The sequence below is a fragment of the Mucilaginibacter sp. A5337 genome (genome assembly GCF_059690695.1).
Genome location: NZ_JCAWEC010000005.1, coordinates 706693 through 725582, shown reverse-complemented (window position 1 = coordinate 725582; position 18890 = coordinate 706693). Strand labels below are relative to the sequence as shown.

The 18890-nt window shown below is 44.7% G+C and carries 14 protein-coding genes, 1 pseudogene and 2 riboswitches; of the genes and pseudogenes, 4 read left to right on the top strand and 11 right to left on the bottom strand.

Translation table 11 applies throughout. From position 1 onward, the window contains the following. Positions 1-5 precede the first annotated feature (5 nt). The 8 genes from AC59JO_RS20225 to AC59JO_RS20190 form a co-directional block, all read right to left on the bottom strand. Positions 6-848: a DUF4397 domain-containing protein gene (locus tag AC59JO_RS20225; RefSeq protein ID WP_497307520.1), complete on the bottom strand. Its 843-nt coding sequence runs from the start codon at positions 846-848 to the stop codon at positions 6-8. A gap of 10 nt (positions 849-858) precedes the next feature. Continuing rightward, positions 859-3627, bottom strand: coding sequence for a TonB-dependent receptor (locus AC59JO_RS20220; protein WP_497307518.1), 2769 nt, complete (start codon positions 3625-3627; stop codon positions 859-861). Positions 3628-3729: 102 nt separating this feature from the next. Continuing rightward, entirely contained in the window at positions 3730-4692 is a 963-nt protein-coding gene (locus AC59JO_RS20215) for a cytochrome-c peroxidase (RefSeq protein ID WP_497307516.1), read from the bottom strand. Positions 4693-4883: 191 nt separating this feature from the next. After that, positions 4884-5558, bottom strand: coding sequence for a YceI family protein (locus AC59JO_RS20210; protein WP_497307514.1), 675 nt, complete (start codon positions 5556-5558; stop codon positions 4884-4886). Positions 5559-5641: 83 nt separating this feature from the next. Next, positions 5642-6967, bottom strand: coding sequence for a peroxiredoxin family protein (locus tag AC59JO_RS20205; protein ID WP_497307512.1), 1326 nt, complete (start codon positions 6965-6967; stop codon positions 5642-5644). A gap of 31 nt (positions 6968-6998) precedes the next feature. Beyond that, on the bottom strand, positions 6999-8318 hold the full coding sequence (locus AC59JO_RS20200; protein ID WP_497307510.1) for a peroxiredoxin family protein: 1320 nt from the start codon (positions 8316-8318) through the stop codon (positions 6999-7001). A gap of 222 nt (positions 8319-8540) precedes the next feature. Then, a riboswitch (SAM riboswitch) is annotated at positions 8541-8652 on the bottom strand. Positions 8653-8751: 99 nt separating this feature from the next. Beyond that, positions 8752-8940, bottom strand: coding sequence for a hypothetical protein (locus AC59JO_RS20195; RefSeq protein WP_497307508.1), 189 nt, complete (start codon positions 8938-8940; stop codon positions 8752-8754). Between the two features lie 142 nt (positions 8941-9082). Then, positions 9083-9529 (bottom strand): protein-disulfide reductase DsbD domain-containing protein, encoded by a 447-nt coding sequence (locus AC59JO_RS20190; protein ID WP_497307506.1) that lies wholly within the window; start codon positions 9527-9529, stop codon positions 9083-9085. A gap of 197 nt (positions 9530-9726) precedes the next feature. Further along, positions 9727-9835, bottom strand: a riboswitch (SAM riboswitch). A gap of 145 nt (positions 9836-9980) precedes the next feature. Here AC59JO_RS20190 and AC59JO_RS20185 point away from each other — a divergent pair. The 4 genes from AC59JO_RS20185 to AC59JO_RS20170 are packed head-to-tail and all read left to right on the top strand — an operon-like array spanning position 9981 to position 14969. Continuing rightward, positions 9981-10901, top strand: a complete 921-nt coding sequence (locus tag AC59JO_RS20185) for a family 2A encapsulin nanocompartment shell protein (RefSeq protein WP_497307504.1) — start codon at positions 9981-9983, stop codon at positions 10899-10901. After that, positions 10885-12813, top strand: a complete 1929-nt coding sequence (locus AC59JO_RS20180; protein ID WP_497307502.1) for a family 2A encapsulin nanocompartment cargo protein cysteine desulfurase — start codon at positions 10885-10887, stop codon at positions 12811-12813. The genes AC59JO_RS20185 and AC59JO_RS20180 overlap by 17 nt, the downstream gene beginning before the upstream one ends. A 17-nt stretch (positions 12814-12830) precedes the next feature. Next, positions 12831-13649 carry a serine O-acetyltransferase gene (locus AC59JO_RS20175; protein ID WP_497307500.1) on the top strand — a complete coding sequence of 273 codons (819 nt, stop codon included), beginning with the start codon at positions 12831-12833 and terminating at the stop codon, positions 13647-13649. A gap of 12 nt (positions 13650-13661) precedes the next feature. Next, complete coding sequence (locus AC59JO_RS20170) at positions 13662-14969, top strand: cation:proton antiporter (RefSeq protein WP_497307498.1); 1308 nt, start codon at positions 13662-13664, stop codon at positions 14967-14969. Between the two features lie 42 nt (positions 14970-15011). Here AC59JO_RS20170 and soxC read toward each other — a convergent pair. From soxC to AC59JO_RS20155, 3 genes and pseudogenes are all read right to left on the bottom strand, one after another. After that, positions 15012-15977 (bottom strand): annotated as a pseudogene (soxC, locus tag AC59JO_RS20165) (sulfite dehydrogenase); the annotation flags it as partial. A 738-nt stretch (positions 15978-16715) separates the two neighbouring features. Next, positions 16716-17957 carry an alkaline phosphatase family protein gene (locus AC59JO_RS20160; protein WP_497307496.1) on the bottom strand — a complete coding sequence of 414 codons (1242 nt, stop codon included), beginning with the start codon at positions 17955-17957 and terminating at the stop codon, positions 16716-16718. A 10-nt stretch (positions 17958-17967) separates the two neighbouring features. After that, positions 17968-18888 carry a metallophosphoesterase family protein gene (locus tag AC59JO_RS20155; RefSeq protein WP_497307494.1) on the bottom strand — a complete coding sequence of 307 codons (921 nt, stop codon included), beginning with the start codon at positions 18886-18888 and terminating at the stop codon, positions 17968-17970. Positions 18889-18890: the final 2 nt, after the last annotated feature.

Here is an 18890-nt window from a genome sequence, read left to right as displayed (position 1 = left end):
TTGATTTAGTTATGTGTTAATATGGTTGCACCTATTGCCGCTGAGCCGGGAGTGCCGTTGATATAAATGGTGTAGATCTTCCCGGCGGCAAGTGCCACATTGTTCAATTTGTTATCGGTGATATTTACTACTGAATGATCGGAGGTTTGGGTTACGGCAAAATTCACCGTACCTGCATCAACAGCAATAAACGGCCCTAACGACCAGGTGTTTAAACCCACGCCCGACAGTACAGAACCACCTGCCCTGCCATAAGCTGTATTGGTAAAAAGCGCGGTTTGTCCGGCCACTCCAAAATCAACATTAGGCGTGCCCGGTGCAAGGTTTACAAAACGCACTTTTGCTTTTCCGGCGGCTGGAGCACTTAGATCGTCATAAAAAAGAATTAGTGAGTCGGCCGTTGCTTTGGTATTTTTCACTGCGAAAACGGTGTGATAGTAATTGGCTATCGGCCCGTTTGGCCCACCGGTTGAAGTAAAGCTTGCACTATTACCAAATTGCCTTGAGGCTTTGTAGGAGGTATTTGTGCCTTCTGTAACGTTGATCTGTACATCGCCAAACTGGGTATCCAGGTAATCGCTTTTAGTATTGATAGCTACTGCCGTTTTGGTTACCTGGGTTGTGTAGGCCCAAAACTGGATACCCACGTTCACCGGCCTGGCATTCACAAAACTAATGTGTGCGGCAAGTGATGGCCTGTCTGCGGCGTTAATATCCAGGTAATCCGTTTTTTTGCAGGATGATCCGACTACGGCAATTACGCTCCCAAGCAACAAGAGTCTGCCGGGGTTTAACTTATAGGCCTTATTGAAGGCCGGTTTATAGGTTGATTTAAAAATACTGTTCATGATTAAGCTGTTATAAATGAGCTGATAATTTGACAAATGGCTGAATGCCTGCACTGCCGTTTTGGATGCCGACAACTGTTGGGTTACGTAAACCTGCTAAAGAAGGGTCGTTATAATCGCCCAGAACGTTAAATACGTTGTTTACCCCTACTGTGCCCTGAATTTTGCTGGTGAATTTATAACCGACAGAGATATCAGTTACCCATATAGGTTTCAGGTTTTGATAAAAGTAAACCGGGTTAAGCGGATCTGCAGCGCTTACTAAGGAAGCGGTGGTTACTTTACCAAAATAAACGGTACGTGCCAGGAATGTAAATCTATCCACGCTATAAATACCCTGCAGGTTTACTTTTTGTGCCGGGATATTGGTAGTTACCCTTGCCCTTTCGCCTGGGCTCAGGATCACGTTTTTATATTTTTCGAGGCCTTTAGGTGTGTTTATTTTGGTCACTTCATTTTTTTCGAAGTTGCCGCCAAACAGGAAATTAATGTTTCCTTTATCGAGCAATAACTTATAGCTGCCGGTAAACTCAATACCTTTTGTACGGGTACTGAACTCATTGTAAAAGAAATTGGCCTGCGCTGCGCCTGTTTGTTGGAACAAAGTTTTAACATCTGTAGGCAGGTTACTGTCCGACGAGGTAAAGTTGCCGGTATTACCTACCCTGTTATCAATATTGATCAGGTACGCATCAACAGTTAATTCCACATTACTACCAGGTGCCGAGGTTAAGCCCAAAGCATATCCTTTTGATTTTTCGGGCGATAATTTAGGGATGCCCAGGGCACGTGCCGCGGCACTTTGGTTAGATGCCGTAAGAATATCAACACCCCTGCCCTGCTGAAAAGTTGTTGATACCGAAGTATAATAAGACTGTGCCAAATCGGGCGCGCGGAAACCGGTATTTGCCGAACCACGAAGGCTCAACCACCTTGCAAAAGAATAACGGGTAGCCGCCTTCCAGGTAAATACATTACCGAAATCAGAAAAATACTCGGCGCGACCGGCACCGGAAATAAGCCATTCTTTAGTTACATTCAACTCCAAATCGGCATAACCGGCGGTAACCGAACGGCTAACATTCACCGCGTTTTCGGGGCGGAAACCTAAGTGGATCTGTGAACCTGCTGCCAAACCGTTTAATGAAGTTACGCCGGCATTAGATAGATACGGCAAACCACCCGCGGTAGTATCAATATCAACAATGTTGCGCTGATCTGCCTTTGAATAAGAAGCCTCTTCGCCGGCTATGATCTGGAAACCTTCCACACGGTGCTGCGCGCCGAAAGCCACGTTCAGGCCTTTTAGCAGGTTGCCGAAGTAACGGGTGAAATCTAATCCTGTAGTATTTTGACTGGCATTGTAACGTCCCGCATCAAAACTGGTCGGGCTTTTTAAACCCAGACTGGCATTCAATGAATTATCAACCCGGTTGCCGAAGATGTTTTTGCCATATACGTTGGAGAAATCTACATTCCATTCGCCGACCTTACCTTTGATACCCACCGCTATCGATTCATCAACAATGTTGTTCTCCATGGCTGGTAAAAAACCATCGGGATAAATAAAATTGTTGTTTCTTGATGTCCAACCCGGTAAACGATAAACAGCGGTAAACTGCGAGTTGCGGCTGCTGATACCACCAAAGGCATACAACTCGGCCGAGCTTTTTAATGGCAAACCCGCGTTAAAAAACAACAACGCATCCTGCCCTGCATTAGATCCGCCGCCACGTTGATCAAAAAAATGACGATCGATACCACGGCTTGCCAAAATAGCATCGTCAATTTCTTTGGTGTATATCGCATCGTAACCGCGGGTATTTGCGCCGCCGCCGTAAATGGGGCCGTTATATAAACCTGCATCTTTCTTTCCGGCAGGTAATGAAATTGCCTGGGTAGCATATTCGGTGGTTACGTTGATGTAGCCACCATTATTACCGATGCCAACACCGTAGTTGGCGCTTGTACGGGTAACAGCACCGTCTCCGCGCCTGCGTACGCTTCCGGAAGTGTTTACGGCAAAATCATCCGTTTTTTTCTTAAGTACGATATTGATTACGCCAGCGATCGCATCGGATCCGTATTGGGCAGCTGCGCCGTCTCTCAGTATCTCAATCCGGTCGATTGATCCGGTTGGGATAGAGTTAAGGTCATAACCGGTTGATCCGTTACCCAAACCGCCATAGTTAACATTCGCGCTTTTATGCCTGCGCTTACCGTTCACTAAAACCAGCACCTGGTCGGGACCTAAACCCCGCAATTGGGCAAGGCTTAATGCCGAACCGGCATCGCCGGCATTACTGCCGTTAACCGAATGAAAGGAAGGTGAGATGTATTGCAGGATTTGGGTTACACTCACCTGCGGGGCCGATTCCAGTAATGGTTTCACATCGATCACGTCTACCGCTACCGGCGAGTTAAGTTTGGTACGATTAGCATTGCGCGAGCCTACTATCTGCACCTCGTTTAGCGAATTATTTTTTGATGGTTTAAGGCTGACCTGGAATTGTTTGACACCATCAATTTCAACTTCCTGTGTTTCGAAACCTACAAATGAAAACACCAGGTATTTACCGTTGCGGATCACGATGCTGAAACTACCATCGGCTTTGGTTACAGCGCCTTCGTTCAATCCTTTTACAGTTATGGATACGCCAGGCAAAGGTGCTTTATCATCGGCAGAGGTGACCACCCCGGTCACCGTTCGTTTTTGTGCAAATACGTTTTGCCCAAAAATGAGGGCGAAGAACATCAGCAGGAGTACAATTTTCTTCATTTTACAATAGTTAAAGGGCAAAGCAGTGGCAACGGCGGGGCAAAAAACGCCCCGTCGGCAATGCATGCCGGTTACGGTTAATTAATTATTTGTTGGGAATATTTAGTTTGAGGCGGTTTTTAACTTGAAACGGTCGTCGGTAAGGGCTTTTAAAAATTCTACGATATCATCAATCTCGCCATTAGTAAGATTAAGCGGTTTTTCAAGAGCGAGATCGCGGTTGATACCATCTTTTACCACCAGCGACGGGTTGTTGTAGTATTCAACCACCTCTTTCAGGGTTTTAAACTTACCGTTGTGCATATAAGGAGCTGTAACAGCCACATTACGCAACCCGGGAATTTTAAACTCCCCCTCTTCGGTTTTGCTTTTGGTAATGGCCGAACGCCCCGGATCATTCAGATCTTTACCGTTGTATAGGCCAATACTTTTAAACCTGTCGGCCGTAAAATCCTCGCCCGAGTGGCAATTGTTACAAGCAGCTTTGCCGATAAACAGGAGCCTGCCTCGTGCGGCCGATTCTGATATGGCGTGGTCGTCGCCGTTTACATACCTGTCGTAAGGGCTGTTTGATGTTTCAAGCGTGCGCTCAAATGAAGCGATTGCCTTCAACAGATTATCTTTGGTGGGTGCTGATTTAAATATTTTTTGAAAAGCATCGGCATAGTATTTATTGTCGTTTAATTTTTTTACAGCATCCTCAATCGGGAGGCCCATTTCTGCAGCTGAAGTGATCGGGCCTAAAGCCTGCTCTTCGAGAGACGCAGCCCGACCATCCCAAAACAAGTGCGGTCTTCCCGAAAGATTAGTAAGCCCTGGTGAGTTACGGGTGGTAAGCTGACCTTTAATACCCGTACTGAATACGACGTTATCAGCAAAAGCAAATTCCGGTTTATGGCATGAGGCGCAACTGATGGTATTATCGCCCGATAGTATCGGATCAAAAAATAGTTTTTCGCCCAGTTGCTCTTTGGTTTGCACATCATCTTTCGAGCCAACAAAACTCATCGAACTTATAAATACAATACCCACCCCTAAAACCAGTAATATTTTTCCTTTTTTCATATCAATATGCATTTAAGCTGCGGTTTAAATTCGGCCCATTGCCGGGGTTCCCAATAAACCCCGGCTCCGGACCTACTCCAACTTTACAAGAGTTTTTAAATGCTTTTATTAGTCAAAGAGATAGCCAGCCACCTGTTTATAGTGGTTTAGCTATTGAATAAAATTCAATTTAGTAACTTGTTTACCGGGGATTACTGCGCATTAGCCGCAAGGTTCACATTCAGATCAAAATCATCATAGATCACTTTGTCGCCCAGGTTTTCGAAAAAGTTTTTCGATCGGAATTTGATATCGTACTTGGTACGGTCGATGGTGATTTTAGCGTTGGCAGTTAGTTTTTTGCCGTTAACAACAACCGTTGCAGGGAAGCTTACATCATTAGTAATACCTTTTATGGTGAGCTTACCTTTAACATCGTACTGGTTACCGCTGGTTTTAGTTGCAGAACCAATCACAAAAGTTGCTTTAGGAAATTTTCCGGTATTGAAAAAGGTTTCACTTTTAAGCGTGCTAACCAGTTTTTCGTTTTGTGCCTGGTCGGCTACGTCGGCATCGGTAATGGTATTTAGGTCGATATCGAAACTGCCGCCTTTAAGGGCATTATTTTCTACCGAAAAGTTGCCGTTGCTGATCTTTACTTCGCCATTATGATCGCCGGTAGCTTTTTTGGCGGCCCAGGTAAGTTTACTGCCATCGTTATCAACTTTAAATGCTACAGCTTTAAAGTTTCCTTTTTCTTCTACCGTTCTGATGTTAACGGCTTTGCCTTTGGTAAGTTTAACAGTTTTAATGGTTGGATAGGTGAATGCCAATGCGCTTAGCGATACAAAAGCTGTAAACAGTACAGTGCCTGAAAATTTTGTCATGGTGGGTTATGGTCTTAAAGTTGTGTTAATTAAACCCGGCAAAGCTTTTACCCTTTGCCGGGTTAGGTGATTTAGTTTATTGTTTATTTTCCTTTTAAAGTTTCGTTGTTGCTGTCGCCAGCGTTTGCTTCTGTTGCCGGGGCCGGTTCGGCTATCAGTTCATCGAGTAGTTTGTTAAACTTTTTCTCGTAGTCCTGATAGTATTTGCCGGTAACAGTACCTGTGTAACCAGTGTAGATCTCCCTTACATCGCCCTTTCTATCAATGATAATAGTAGTTGGGAATGCTACGAATTTGTTCAGGGCAGGCAGTTTTTGCGATACCAGCTTTTTATCGGCAAGGCCTCCAAATAAAATATCGTATTGGATATTGTACTTTTCTTTAAGCTTACCTAAAGTGTATTGCGCATACTTCAAGCTATCTTTCTGCTCAAAACCAATGGCTATCGCCTCAACCCCACGGTTATGATTTTTGTTGAACCATGGCGAAAGGAACACGGTTTGATCGGTACAATTAGGGCACCAGGTACCAACAATTTCGATGATGGTAACTTTGCCTTTGTACTTGGCATCGCTTAATGAAACCGGGTTGCCGTTCAAGTCGGGAAACGTAAAATCAAGCTTTTTATAACCTTCTTTCAGGTAGGTTAACTTGTACGGATCTGGCAACTCAGCTTTATCATCCTTTACAGCGTCAAATTTGGTGTTGTCATAAATACCCTGACCAATTTCTCCGCTCAGCGTACCATCCGGGTTGATCTTGCCTTTGTATATCTTTGGGCTTGGACCGGTGAATCCACTCAACTCAAACTCATCGCCCTGTACGGTGCCTTCCAGTTCGCGACTGTCGCCTGTTACCTGCATAATTACGCCGGTAAGTTTATTGCCGGTTTGTTTCAGAACGGCAATTTTGTTAGGCACCTGGTCTTTCGAGTACACTTTCAGCTCCCATTTTCCTGTTAAGTTGGCTGCCGGGGCAACATCTTTACCGGGTTCAACAAAACGATAGCTTTTACCGTACTCGGCAGTGAAGGGTAATGAATTGCCCCTAAAGCCCGGTACCAGGCTGCGGTATTCGCCGCTTAGCGTACCGTCATCTTCCACTTTGGCCACAAGAGCGGCGTCGTAAGTATTCATTTTAATAAATACCGAATCTCTGCCGACCTGCTTTACATGAAAATTATCACGGCGCGAGCCATTTAGCAGCGTAAATACCGCATGCTCCGCATCTTTACCTTTAAGCTCGAAATTGAACGGCACTTTGGTTTCGGCCACGGTGAACACGCCGCGCCATACGCCTTCTTTGATAAATTTCACCGGCGGATTTTTGTCCGCCGCGTGCACGGTACCGGCCAGCAACAAACCAGCCGTCAGGCATTTGAATGAGGTGATTAAATTGAGTGTTTTCATTTGATAAATTATAGGATTAGTTGATAGTAGCTTATTTACCTTGATGTGCAGGCTGATCAACAACAGCGGCTGTTTCAGGTGCCGGTTCGGCAATCAGTTCGTCTAACAGTTTGTTGAATTTCTTTTCGTAATCTTCGTGGTATTTGCCGGTAACTGTGCCGGTGTAACCAGTGTAAATCTCCCTTACATCACCTTTTCTGTCGATAATGATGGTTGTAGGGAAAGCGATGAATTTGTTAAGTGCCGGAAGCTTTTGCGAAACCAGTTTTTTATCGGCCAAACCACCGAAAGCGATGTCGTAATTGATGGCGTATTTATCGCGTAACTTACCTAAAGTGTATTTGGCATACTCCAGGCTGTCTTTTTGTTCGAAGCCCAAAGCGATAGCTTCTACTCCACGCTGATGGTTTTTATTGAACCAGGGCGACAGGAACACGGTTTGATCTGTACAGTTAGGGCACCATGTACCGATGATCTCCACGATAACTACTTTGCCTTTGTACTTATCATCGCTTAACGATACCTGTTTACCATCAATCCCCGGGAAAGAAAAATCAAGCTTTTTATAGCCCTCTTTCAAAAAAGTAAGCTTATAAGGATCCGGCAGCTCAACTTCGGCCTTTTTGGTAGCATCGAACTTCAGGTTTTTGTAGATGCCGAAACCCTGTTCGCCGCTTAATGAGCCATCAGCGTTGATTTTACCTTTAATAATAAACGGGCTTGGGCCGGTGAAACCGCTTAACGCAAATTCGTCGCCTTGCACGGTGCCTTCCAGTTCGCGGGTATCACCTACTACAGTCATTACCACGCCGGTAAGTTTATTGCCTTTTTGTTTTAGCAGGGCGATAGATGCAGGGACGGCCTCTTTACTGTAGGTTTTAATTTCCCATTTACCGCTCAGGTCGGCTGTTGGGGCAACATCTTTACCCGGTTCAACAAAACGGTAGGTTTTGCCATATTCAGCAGTAAAGGGTAACGAATTGCCTCTGAAACCGGGGACCAGACTGCGATATTCACCCGTTAACGAACCATCGTCTTCCACTTTTGCAACCAACGCTGCATCATAGGTATTCATTTTAATATACACCGAATCTTGCCCGATCGATTTTACATGGAAATCGTCACGGCGTGAACCATTAATGAGGGTAAATGTGGCATGCTCTGCATCTTTACCTTTCAGTTCAAAATTGAATGGTACTTTAGATTCGCTTACCGTGAACTCGCCGCGCCATTTACCTTCTTTAATAAACTTTGGTTTAGGGCCGTCGTGCGCTGAGGCTACAGCAACACCTCCCAGTAAAAAACTAACAGAAAGCAATTTAGCTTTAGAGAAGTAGTTTGTGATTTTCATTTTTATAAGTTTTAATTGTTGTTAATTAAGCTCCACGGCTAAAAATTTGACACAAAGAATCCCCCCGGCCCGGTTAATGCCAATAAAAAAGAGCAGTAAATTTCAGGGGACTGGTTTTTGTTTAAAACCAAAAGGCGTACTGAACCAAACAGCAACATCGCTTAATAACGACAGACTGCAGGTGTAGATACGGATACTTTAATGTGTTCATGGTTTTTAGTTAATTTATATTCCGGCAGCAAAATCGCTATCGGAAAAAGTTTAGCACTTATTTCATTGCTGAAAAGTTGCTATAAGATCATCGAGACTTCCTCTCCCTTATTCTTTATAAATCAACTAATTAATGGTGGGGTTAATTAGAATGCTGTAAAGATAGCAATAAATATGATAAATGCAATAAAATCTATAGATTTAGTAGAATATTTTTAATTATTTATACTTTTATTAATTTCTTATCTTGTAAAGGATTAACATCCTGGTCTGTACAGCACACGCCTGTTTTACCACCATAGCAAAGCAACGCACTTAGTACAGCCAGGATGTTGATCTTATTCAGGATCAATTTCCGGTATAAACTGCGCGAATTAAAAACAATGGTAACTACAGAAAAGGATGCCACCATTCTGTACGCGGGCTTTAGTGATAGAACTCAATTTCGGTTTCATGGTATTTGTTTTTGTTGCATGCCCAAGGTTTGTACCCGGCCGCAAACACTTAACAGATCAATTTGGTGGCTAATGAACTGTTAAACTATGTTAATGTTTTTATTTAACCGGGATGCTAAATTCCACATCCTCGGGCGGCAAACATTGTTGGTTACTGCATACCATATAATTTAGGGTACCGTTAACAGACGCCTGCCCGTTTTTAAGCTTTACCTTTTGCTGAAAGATAACCGACTGCTCAAAATACTGCACATTCATACTGAATGCCTTTTCGTACTTGCTAACCGACTTAGGTTCTGATGTATTGCCGTTCAATATATAATCATCACTTTTATCAAATCTGAACGAGGTTTTTACAGGCCCGCCATCAGCTACGTTTTGCGAGTAAATGTGCCAGCCTTTATCAATAGTTGCTTTTATAAAAACAATAGCCTGCTCCTTATTGACCTTCTTTGCCGCGTACGACCATTTTACCGGTGCCAGGATCTGCGGGTAAGCAACCGTGCCGATAATGGAGGTTAAAGCTGTAAGTATGATTTTTTTCATTTGTTATAGATAGATGTTGTTTTTGTTGATAGCCTAACAGGTAAACGATCAGCAACAACAATTATCTATAGAGCAGGTATTGATCAAGTTTTTTAAAATTTTAGTGTATAAGCAGGTTTTCATCTCTTTTCTTGTTTTTCATTTTCAATAAAACTTACCTGGAAAAGAGCTGTGGAGATATTGGTAAAACCTGTAGCATCTTATCTTTCTCCTTTACAGGAGCAGGAATTAGCACCTTTTACATATTGGTTGTACAGGTTGCCAAGACTTCATGGGGCCTTTCCCTCCGTCTTTTCTGGATAAGTGTTAAAGAACTGATGATGCAAACATACGATAAAATCTATAAATCCTATAGATTTTATATAATTTATTTTTTATCATTGCAACGCAGGTGTTAAACATTGACAAAGCACCACCAAATCAGCTTAAATACTTATTCATTTATCTAAAAATGCCCGATCAAAAACCAAAACAAACAGCCCTTGGCGATGTAGCAGCCAGGCAGTTGGCCGTAGCCACCCGTACCGTTCCGCAATTATCAACCATTACCCCGCGTTGGTTAACTCATTTATTAAACTGGATCCCTGTTGAATCGGGTGTTTACCGCTTAAATAAGGTTGTTGATGCCAATAATGTGGAGGTTGATTGCTCAAACCGAGATGAGCGCGAACTGCCGTCAACTTATGTTGATTACGAAGAAAATCCACGCGAGTACAACCTGAGCGCTGTAAATACAGTATTAGATGTACACACCCGCGTATCTGATCTGTACAGCAAACCTTACAACCAGATCAGCGAGCAGCTGCGCCTTACCATCGAGATCGTTAAGGAACGCCAGGAAAGCGAGCTGATCAACAATACCGAATATGGTTTGCTGAGCAGCGTAGCACCATCTCAAAAAATAAAAACAAGGCTTGGCCCTCCTACCCCTGATGATTTGGACGAGCTGATCACCAAAGTTTGGAAAGAGCCAGGGTTTTTCTTGCTGCACCCTTTGGCTATAGCTGCTTTCGGTCGTGAATGTACCCGCCGTGGTGTACCGCCGCCAACCGTTTCCTTATTTGGTTCGCAGTTTATTACCTGGAGAGGTATTCCGCTTATCCCTTCTGATAAATTACCTATCGTTAACAACAAATCTAAAATTATCCTTTTACGCACCGGCGAGAGCCGTCAGGGCGTGGTTGGCCTATTCCAGCCGGGCTTACCGGGCGAGCAATCACCAGGTTTATCAGTGCGGTTTATGGGCATTAATAATAAAGCCATTGCCTCATACCTGGTATCGCTTTATTGCTCCTTAGCTGTATTGGTTGATGATGCTATAGCTGTTTTAGAGGATGTTGATTTAAGTAACTACCATGAGTACAAATATTAATCCGGACAACCTACCCGATCTGCAGGCGCTTGAACAACTGGCCAACCAGTTTTTTAAAGCCGGACCGGGAGGTATCGTCAATCAATTACCCCATCAGCAGGCCCCCGGGTCAATTCCGTTGGCGGGTAATGTGGCTGATGCAACCTTATTTAATGCGGTGCAGCAGCAGGTAAGTGCGCCTGCCGCTGCACCGCCTTCAAGTACTATTGGAGGTGGTGGCGTATCGCCATCGGCCATTAACCAGAATAACGCGATCAATCTTAAAGATCCGCAAACCAGTTTTGCTGATCCTAATTTAAACGCGCATACTAATGCTTCGGAACCTGTTCAGCACAGCCCGGTTAATGCTTTCGGTGGGCAATTGCCTGCCAAGCCCGGCTTTGGTTATGACTCCTATCTGGTGAAAACCGATCTGATACCAGATGTTGATCTAAAGCAAAATTTCAAGGTTGAGCAACTTTCAACCGCTCCCGAAAACCTGCTTCACCTGCCGTATCAGCATGATCAGCCTTTTGATCTTGATTTGAACAGGATACTGAGTGATATCAGTACCTCCGGCCCTTCAAACGCCTTGCCGTTTACCGGAGCGCCTGCAGCTACCGAGGTCCCTTTTTACTTTTTGTCGGATAAACATGGCTTGCCTGCGGTAAAATCTGACAGGGAAAAAACTAAACAGGTTGGTATCAGTGGTATCGTCAGCCCACCGTTTGATGTAAACATCGTACGGCGCGATTTCCCGATATTGCAGGAACAGGTGAACGGCAAACAGTTGGTATGGCTGGACAATGCCGCCACTACCCAAAAGCCTAAACAGGTAATTGACCGTATCAGCTACTTTTACGAGCACGAAAACTCGAACATTCACCGTGCCGCGCATGAATTAGCTGCACGGGCGACGGATGCCTATGAAGGTGCGCGCAAAAAAGTGCAAACCTTTTTGAATGCGCGTTCCATCAACGAGATCATTTTTGTGCGTGGGGCTACCGAAGCCATTAACCTGGTGGCCAAAAGCTGGGGCGAGCAAAATTTGATTGCCGGAGATGAAATTATTGTAAGCCAACTGGAACATCATGCCAACATTGTTCCGTGGCAGCAACTTGCCGCTAAAAAAGGTTTGAAGATCAAAGTGATCCCGGTTGATGACGACGGTCAGATCATTTTGGATGAATATGTAAAACTACTTGGCCCTAAAACCAAACTGGTTTCATTTACCCAGGTATCAAACGCGTTAGGTACAGTTACTCCAGCTGCGCAAATTGTTCATCTGGCGCATTTGGCAGGTGCTAAAGTACTGGTGGATGGCGCTCAATCCGTGTCGCACATGCCTGTTGATGTTCAGGCTTTAAATGCCGATTGGTTTGTATTTTCTGGTCACAAAGTATTCGGCCCTACGGGTATCGGTGTGCTTTACGGTAAGGAAGATCTGTTAAACCAAACCCAGCCATGGCAGGGCGGCGGCAACATGATCAAGGATGTAACTTTCGAGTACACCCAGTACCATGATGCTCCCGGCAGGCTTGAAGCCGGTACCGGTAATATTGCCGATGCCGTTGGCCTTGGCGCTGCCATTGATTATGTAACCCGTTTGGGGATGCCCGCCATCGCTCAATATGAGCATTACCTGCTTGTTTATGCGACTCAGCTGTTAAAAGAGGTGAAAGGCATAAGGTTGATCGGTACAGCGCATGAAAAGGCAAGCGTATTATCATTTGTGCTGGATGGTTACAAAACGGAAGAGGTTGGTCATGCTTTAAATGAGCAAGGCATTGCGGTACGTTCAGGACATCATTGCGCCCAGCCTATCCTCAGGCGGTTTGGTGTTGAAGCAACAGTTAGGCCTTCATTGGCATTTTATAATACCTGTGCCGAAATTGATTTACTTGTAAACACGCTTCATAGTCTTAAACGATAACCACCAAAACCACCACAATGAAAGACGATAAGCTCGACAGTTTTATTCAATTGCTTTATCAAACCCATAAAGCCGAATGGGAAGCAACGCCGAAAATCAGGCAATGTGTTGGCTGGCTGTCCGACCTCTTTGAGTTTTTGTTTCCGAACAACCATGCTAACAAACTATCCATATACGGTGGACACCTGAAAAAGAACCAAATAGATCTGGAGAACATCCTGTTAAGTTATCTGGATCCGAAAGACATTGATATAGAAGGCGCGGTTGTCTCGTTTTATGATTCGTTGAACGAGATCTATCAAAATCTGCGGCACGATGCCTCTATGATCTACGAGAAAGATCCGGCGGCCACCAGCGTGCACGAGGTAATTGTATCTTATCCAGGCTTTTACGCCATCGCTGTTTACCGCATAGCACATCAGCTTACCCGGTTAGCTATCCCTATTTTACCGCGGATCTTATCCGAGCACGCGCACGGTAAAACAGGTGTAGATATTCATCCCAAAGCCGAAATTAATGTACCTTTTTGTATCGATCATGGAACCGGCATCGTGATCGGCGCAACCAGCGTTATCGGTAAAAATGTAACTATTTATCAGGGGGTAACATTAGGGGCCTCGCAGGTAAGCAAAGATCTGTCGGAAACAAAGCGCCACCCCACCGTTGAGGATAACGTGGTGATCTATGCACGCAGCACCATTTTAGGTGGCCGAACGGTAATTGGCCATCACAGTGTAATTGGAGGTAGTGTGTTTTTAACCAAAAGCGTACAGCCGTTTTCGCATGTGTTCAATACGCATCAATTAAGAATAGAGGTTAAGGAAGGCCTGCAATAATTTTTAAATATCATGGTATCTAAACTCAGCTCATCAGAGATCATACATTTTCTGCTCATCCTCCTGATCATCCTCATCCCAGCGAGATTACTCGGCGAACTATGTCGCAGGTATAAACTCCCGGCTATCATCGGCGAGATCTTCGCGGGGATTATTGTTGGTCCGACAGTGGTGGGCGCATTAGCTCCCGGTCTTTTTGATAATATATTCCTGTCAACGCCTCACGCGTTCCAGGCCTTTGATGGTATTGCCAACATCGGTATCATTTTACTGATGTTCATTGCCGGCTTTGAAGTCGACCTGAAACAGATCAGGCAGAACGGCAAACAGGCTATCAGTATCAGCCTGACAGGTATTTTATTCCCCTTCGCCATCGGCTTTGGCGCGGTATGGTTCCTGTACCAAAGCCACTTTGCCAATGGAGTTAACAACCAGCTGGTTACCTCATTGTTTTTTGGTACAGCGTTATCTATTACCGCGCTCTCTGTTATCACGAAGATACTGCTTGACCTCGACCTGCTTAATACCCGTATTGGTAACATTGTGCTCACATCAGCAATGGTTGATGATTTTCTGGGCTGGATCCTGTTTTCTATTATCATCCAGTTGATGAACGTAGGCAAAGGTGATGCTTCGTTTTGGGCCGTCAGCATCGTTGTAATTTACGCGGCTTTTATGCTGACGGGCGGACGCTGGATCATCCATAAACTACTGGCGATAGCCGGTAAGGGAGAAAAACCGGGCAGAGTACTTACCATGGCTGTTTGCCTTTGCCTGATCAGTGCCTGCATTACCGAAGGTCTTGGCGTACGCGGTATATTCGGTGCGTTTTTGGTTGGTATCGGCATTAATGATTCCCCTTATTTCAGCGAAAAGCACAAGCATGTTTTACACCAGTTTACCATCAATGTTTTAGCGCCGTTATTTTTTGCCTCGGTGGGACTTCGCTTAAATTTCATAGCCAATTTCGATCTGGAAGTGGTAGTGATCATCCTGGTGATTGCCTGCCTCGCCAAACTGATAGGTGCAGGAATTGGCAGCGCCATGAGCGGAATGAGCAAGAACGAATCGATAGCTGTTGCTTTCGGGATGAATGCAAGGGGGTCGCAGGAGATAGTTTTAGGATTGCTGGCCTTACAGGCGAAGATCATCAGCGGACCGGTATTTGAAGGTTTGGTGGTAATGACCGTGGCCACCATGATTATATCTGGACCTATAATGAAATATTACTTTTTAAAAGAGCAGAAAGCGAAATTGAATGAGGGCGGGATAACTCATCAAACCCTCAAAGAAGCCGTCCCGGACGAACAGGCTCTTTGAGGCTGACGCTATTTAAGCAACATTTATATAGGTCAATACAGCCTAATTTTTCTCCGGCTTAAACACAACACTACCATCCCTTTTAATCCTCCATGCCGTAACTGGGTTCATATGATAACCGCCAATGTCTTTCCCGCGGGCATCAATCAGTTGCTTTAGTGTTGGCTGCGTGTAACCGGTTTCGTCAGTAACCCGGCTCATAATCTCGGTTTCGGCACCGCTCCATTGCCATAAGTAACGGAAATAAGTATGGGCCTTTTCTAAAACCGGCCCCTGCAGGCGGGCTTCACTCCAGCTTTTGCCGGCGTCGGTACTTACTTCAACTTTAGTCACTTTTCCTCGTCCGGTCCAGGCTATGCCGCGGATCTCGATCCAGCCGAGCTCAACTTTTTGCGGAAAAGATGGGTAGGTAATGATAGAGCGTGCGTCCATTTCAAAACTAAACATCCTTATTTTGTCCTTAACCGGGTACGTGTATTTCGAAGTTTCTTCGCGGGTAAAGTAAGGCGCATCAGAAATTTCTATTCGTCTGAGCCATTTTACATTTGTATTTCCCTCCCATCCGGGAAGCAGCAGCCTCGCAGGATAACCTTGTTCCGGACGAATGGCTTCGCCGTTCTGAGCGTATACAATCATGGCATCATCCCAGGCTTTATGCATCGGGATGCTCCGGGTAAGTACTGCCGCGTCTCCACCTTCGGCTAAAAACCAGGTGGCCCTCGGGTCAACACCCAACTCGCGGAATAAGGTTGAAAGCATTACCCCGGTCCACTCACTCTGGCTGGTAAGGCCGAGAATTTCCTGTACGGTCATGTCCTCTTTCCCTGTGCGGAAATTACCCGCACATTCAATAAAGCAAGTTCGGGTTACGGATGGAAAGCGTTTAAGATCGTGCAGGCTAAACTTCATCGGCCTTTCAACCATGCCATGAATCAGTAATTCGTATTGATTTGGATCGATAGCAGGCACACCGGCATGATGGCGTTCAAAATGCAGATCGGAGGGCTGTCGAAAACCAGATTTCGCTGGCCGTTAAACATCTTAAGCCCCATTTTAAACACTACCCTACTGTATTACTTGTTGCCAAGTTCGTATTTTTACATGCCAAACTCGGATTATAAGCTACATTAATCATTCGATACAAGCTTAAAGCTGCGGCACCTGCCAGGTTTACGGAGCACGGAGCCGGGAAGTGCAGATAGAATCAATATTGCCCCTTGTTGTCGAAAAGGTTATCGATCAGAAACAACTTGAAAGGGATAAGCTGTTGATAGGTCTGCTGATATTTTTAATTGTTGCCGTCGTGCTGTTCTTTTGTTGGTGATTTAGCGGAGGCAGATAGATCGCATCAAAAACGACGAGCGTGTAATTAGCGAAAATTAACAGAGAATTGAAAAGCATTAACAGCAAACTATGAGAACCATCACGGAAAACAAGAAAAAATAGCTGTACGTACCAAAAATAGATCTATAAAAAAAGTTGCCAACAAAGTTGACAACTTGCCTAAAATAGTACTCAAACCCGACGTCCTAACGAACCAATTCATAAATGACCTGAAGCGATTTGTCGCTTTATTCGATGGTTAAGGCCGATATCGCAATATCTAACCCGTTTTTGGTTGAACCAGGAAGTTGTTGCGTGTGCGATTGCTATTCACATCGTAATGACGTTGGGAACATTTAGACAGTTTTCCAGTATTAACATTTTCTGTTAATTTATCTGGATACTGTTACCACGAACCATAATCTATTTCTTCAAAATAACCCACCTGTTTACGCTATTATCAGCGCCTTCAACAACAACTTTATAAAAGGCCGAAGGATAATTTTTCAAATCGGCAAGGTAATGTTGTTGGGTAAGGTCAAGCTCGGCCAGTAAATGATATTCATCTTTTCCACCGGTTTTAAAATTGTTGGTGGTGGCCAGCCAGATTTTTACTTTACCTGTTTTTTCAAGAGCTCTCCAGCTAATGTCCAGATGATCCTGCACGTAGTTGGCCTTAAGGGCGGTTACCGATACTGGGCCGATGAAAGGCGTACCGTCAATTTCCTGCTTAACGCTTTCGGGCAGTTTCACATCCAGGTAACGGGCTATCGATGGCATAATATCCACTATCCCCACATCGAAATACTGCGCATAGGTATTGAGGTTTTTATAATTGCTCACCATCCAGGTTGATCGTTGCCTGTCAGATTGGCCACCGTGGCCTTTGCCGGTTCTTTCGTCCCGGCCATGGTCGGTCGTAATCACAATCAGCCAGTCTTCTTTAAAGTTTTTCTCACGATAAGTATTGGCATCCCAAATCTTGCCCATCTGTATATCCAACATCTCAACAGCTTTATAAAACTCGGGACTATCACCATAGCGGTGGCCCATGTCGTCGGTATACTCGAGATATACCCATGATAAGTCAGGTGCTTTGGTTTGAATGGTATTTGCGGCTTGTTTTACAACTTCCTCATCAATCTGGTGCATATAATTGGATTCCTTATCATGCTTAAAATTAACGGTATCCAGCTCGTAGCCATCAAAAGCATAATCAGGTTTAAAATTGCCGGTTGCGGCCAACCCGTCACCTAATAATTTAGTGCGGTTATCTGTCCAGCTCGAGAAAATACCGGTTTTCTTATTAGGATACTGAGCCTTAAAAACTTCAAAAATGTGCTTGTAGTTATAGTTTGGCTCTTTGATATCATTATCGGGCACGTTGTGTTTGTTTACCCAGGTACCGGTAAGTAAACTATTGTAACCTACTGCCGATATAGTCGGAGTTTCGTTATAAGTACCTTTATCGCCACCTACGTGGATCCGCAGGTATGACCCAGCTTCGATGATCTTTTTAAAGTTTGGTAGTTCCAAACGCTCTATTACATCGGCGGGGATGCCATCGGCAATAATATAAACTACCTTTTTTTGCCTTTGCTGTGCAAAACCTACCACTGATAGCGAAAGGCAGGCAGCAACACAAATAATTGATATTAACCTCATTGTTGTTTGTTTAAAATGTGTGCGGGTAGTATTCGTTTTCCACTGTACCATCGCCATAAAGCTTCAGGATGGCGTATCCGGGCGGAGTTTCCAGGTAATAACCAGGCCCGGCCGATTCGGCGTCGCCTTTACCCCACCAAAAACCGCTCATAGCGCCATTGCAGCAATACAATACATCGTTGTAAACTGTATGATCTGATAGATGGTTATGCCCGCTGAGGCAGATCCTTACTTTATCCTTGTGTTTATAAAACAGGTCTTTCAGTTTTTTGCAATCCGAATGGCCGCCGCCTACCAGCACCTGCGTTGTTCCGAGTATAGGATAGTGCGACATCAACAGGGTCGGCGTACCCGCAGATAGCTTTTCCAGGTCCTGCTGCAGCCATGCGTATTGCTCGGCATCCAGCGAAATATTGCTGTTATTACCATCCAGGATAATAAAATGCCAATTCTTTTTGCTGAAACTGTAATAACGGTTCGGGACTTTGAGGCGCTTGACAACGTAATCCTTGCCGTACATTTCATCGGTCTTTGCAGGGGCTTTCCACCATGGGTCATGGTTGCCTATGCAGCTGTATAATTCGTATTTACTTAGCAATTGCATGCAATCATCCCAAATCCCCCATTGTTCGGTAACCTGGTCACGTACCACGTTATCGTACGATGCATCGTTGATCGAGTCGCCGCCGTTTAAAAAGAAATCGGGTTTGTGCTTGCTGATGATCTGTTTTAAACAACTCTTAAACCTGTCGGGGGCGTTGTCGCCGGGCCTGATATGCACATCGGTAATATGCGCTACGGTTAATACGGGTTTGCCTTTGCCGCCTTTTTTGTTGGCAGATGCGGCCATAGCGGGCATGGCGCCCGTGGCTGCCATACCCGCGGCTATACCTGCTGCGGCTTTTAGTAATGCTCTTCTTTTTATTTTCATGG

Excerpts from the sequence above, each read along its gene's own strand:
- AC59JO_RS20180 (WP_497307502.1), top strand. The coding sequence starts at position 10,885 with ATGAGTACAAATATTAATCCGGACAACCTACCCGATCTGCAGGCGCTT.
- AC59JO_RS20170 (WP_497307498.1), top strand. The coding sequence starts at position 13,662 with ATGGTATCTAAACTCAGCTCATCAGAGATCATACATTTTCTGCTCATC.
- AC59JO_RS20160 (WP_497307496.1), bottom strand. The coding sequence starts at position 17,957 with ATGAGGTTAATATCAATTATTTGTGTTGCTGCCTGCCTTTCGCTATCA.
- AC59JO_RS20205 (WP_497307512.1), bottom strand. The coding sequence starts at position 6,967 with ATGAAAACACTCAATTTAATCACCTCATTCAAATGCCTGACGGCTGGT.
- AC59JO_RS20190 (WP_497307506.1), bottom strand. The coding sequence starts at position 9,529 with ATGAAAAAAATCATACTTACAGCTTTAACCTCCATTATCGGCACGGTT.
- AC59JO_RS20200 (WP_497307510.1), bottom strand. The coding sequence starts at position 8,318 with ATGAAAATCACAAACTACTTCTCTAAAGCTAAATTGCTTTCTGTTAGT.
- AC59JO_RS20185 (WP_497307504.1), top strand. The coding sequence starts at position 9,981 with ATGCCCGATCAAAAACCAAAACAAACAGCCCTTGGCGATGTAGCAGCC.
- AC59JO_RS20155 (WP_497307494.1), bottom strand. The coding sequence starts at position 18,888 with ATGAAAATAAAAAGAAGAGCATTACTAAAAGCCGCAGCAGGTATAGCC.
- AC59JO_RS20225 (WP_497307520.1), bottom strand. The coding sequence starts at position 848 with ATGAACAGTATTTTTAAATCAACCTATAAACCGGCCTTCAATAAGGCC.
- AC59JO_RS20220 (WP_497307518.1), bottom strand. The coding sequence starts at position 3,627 with ATGAAGAAAATTGTACTCCTGCTGATGTTCTTCGCCCTCATTTTTGGG.
- AC59JO_RS20215 (WP_497307516.1), bottom strand. The coding sequence starts at position 4,692 with ATGAAAAAAGGAAAAATATTACTGGTTTTAGGGGTGGGTATTGTATTT.
- AC59JO_RS20210 (WP_497307514.1), bottom strand. The coding sequence starts at position 5,558 with ATGACAAAATTTTCAGGCACTGTACTGTTTACAGCTTTTGTATCGCTA.
- AC59JO_RS20175 (WP_497307500.1), top strand. The coding sequence starts at position 12,831 with ATGAAAGACGATAAGCTCGACAGTTTTATTCAATTGCTTTATCAAACC.
- AC59JO_RS20195 (WP_497307508.1), bottom strand. The coding sequence starts at position 8,940 with ATGGTGGCATCCTTTTCTGTAGTTACCATTGTTTTTAATTCGCGCAGT.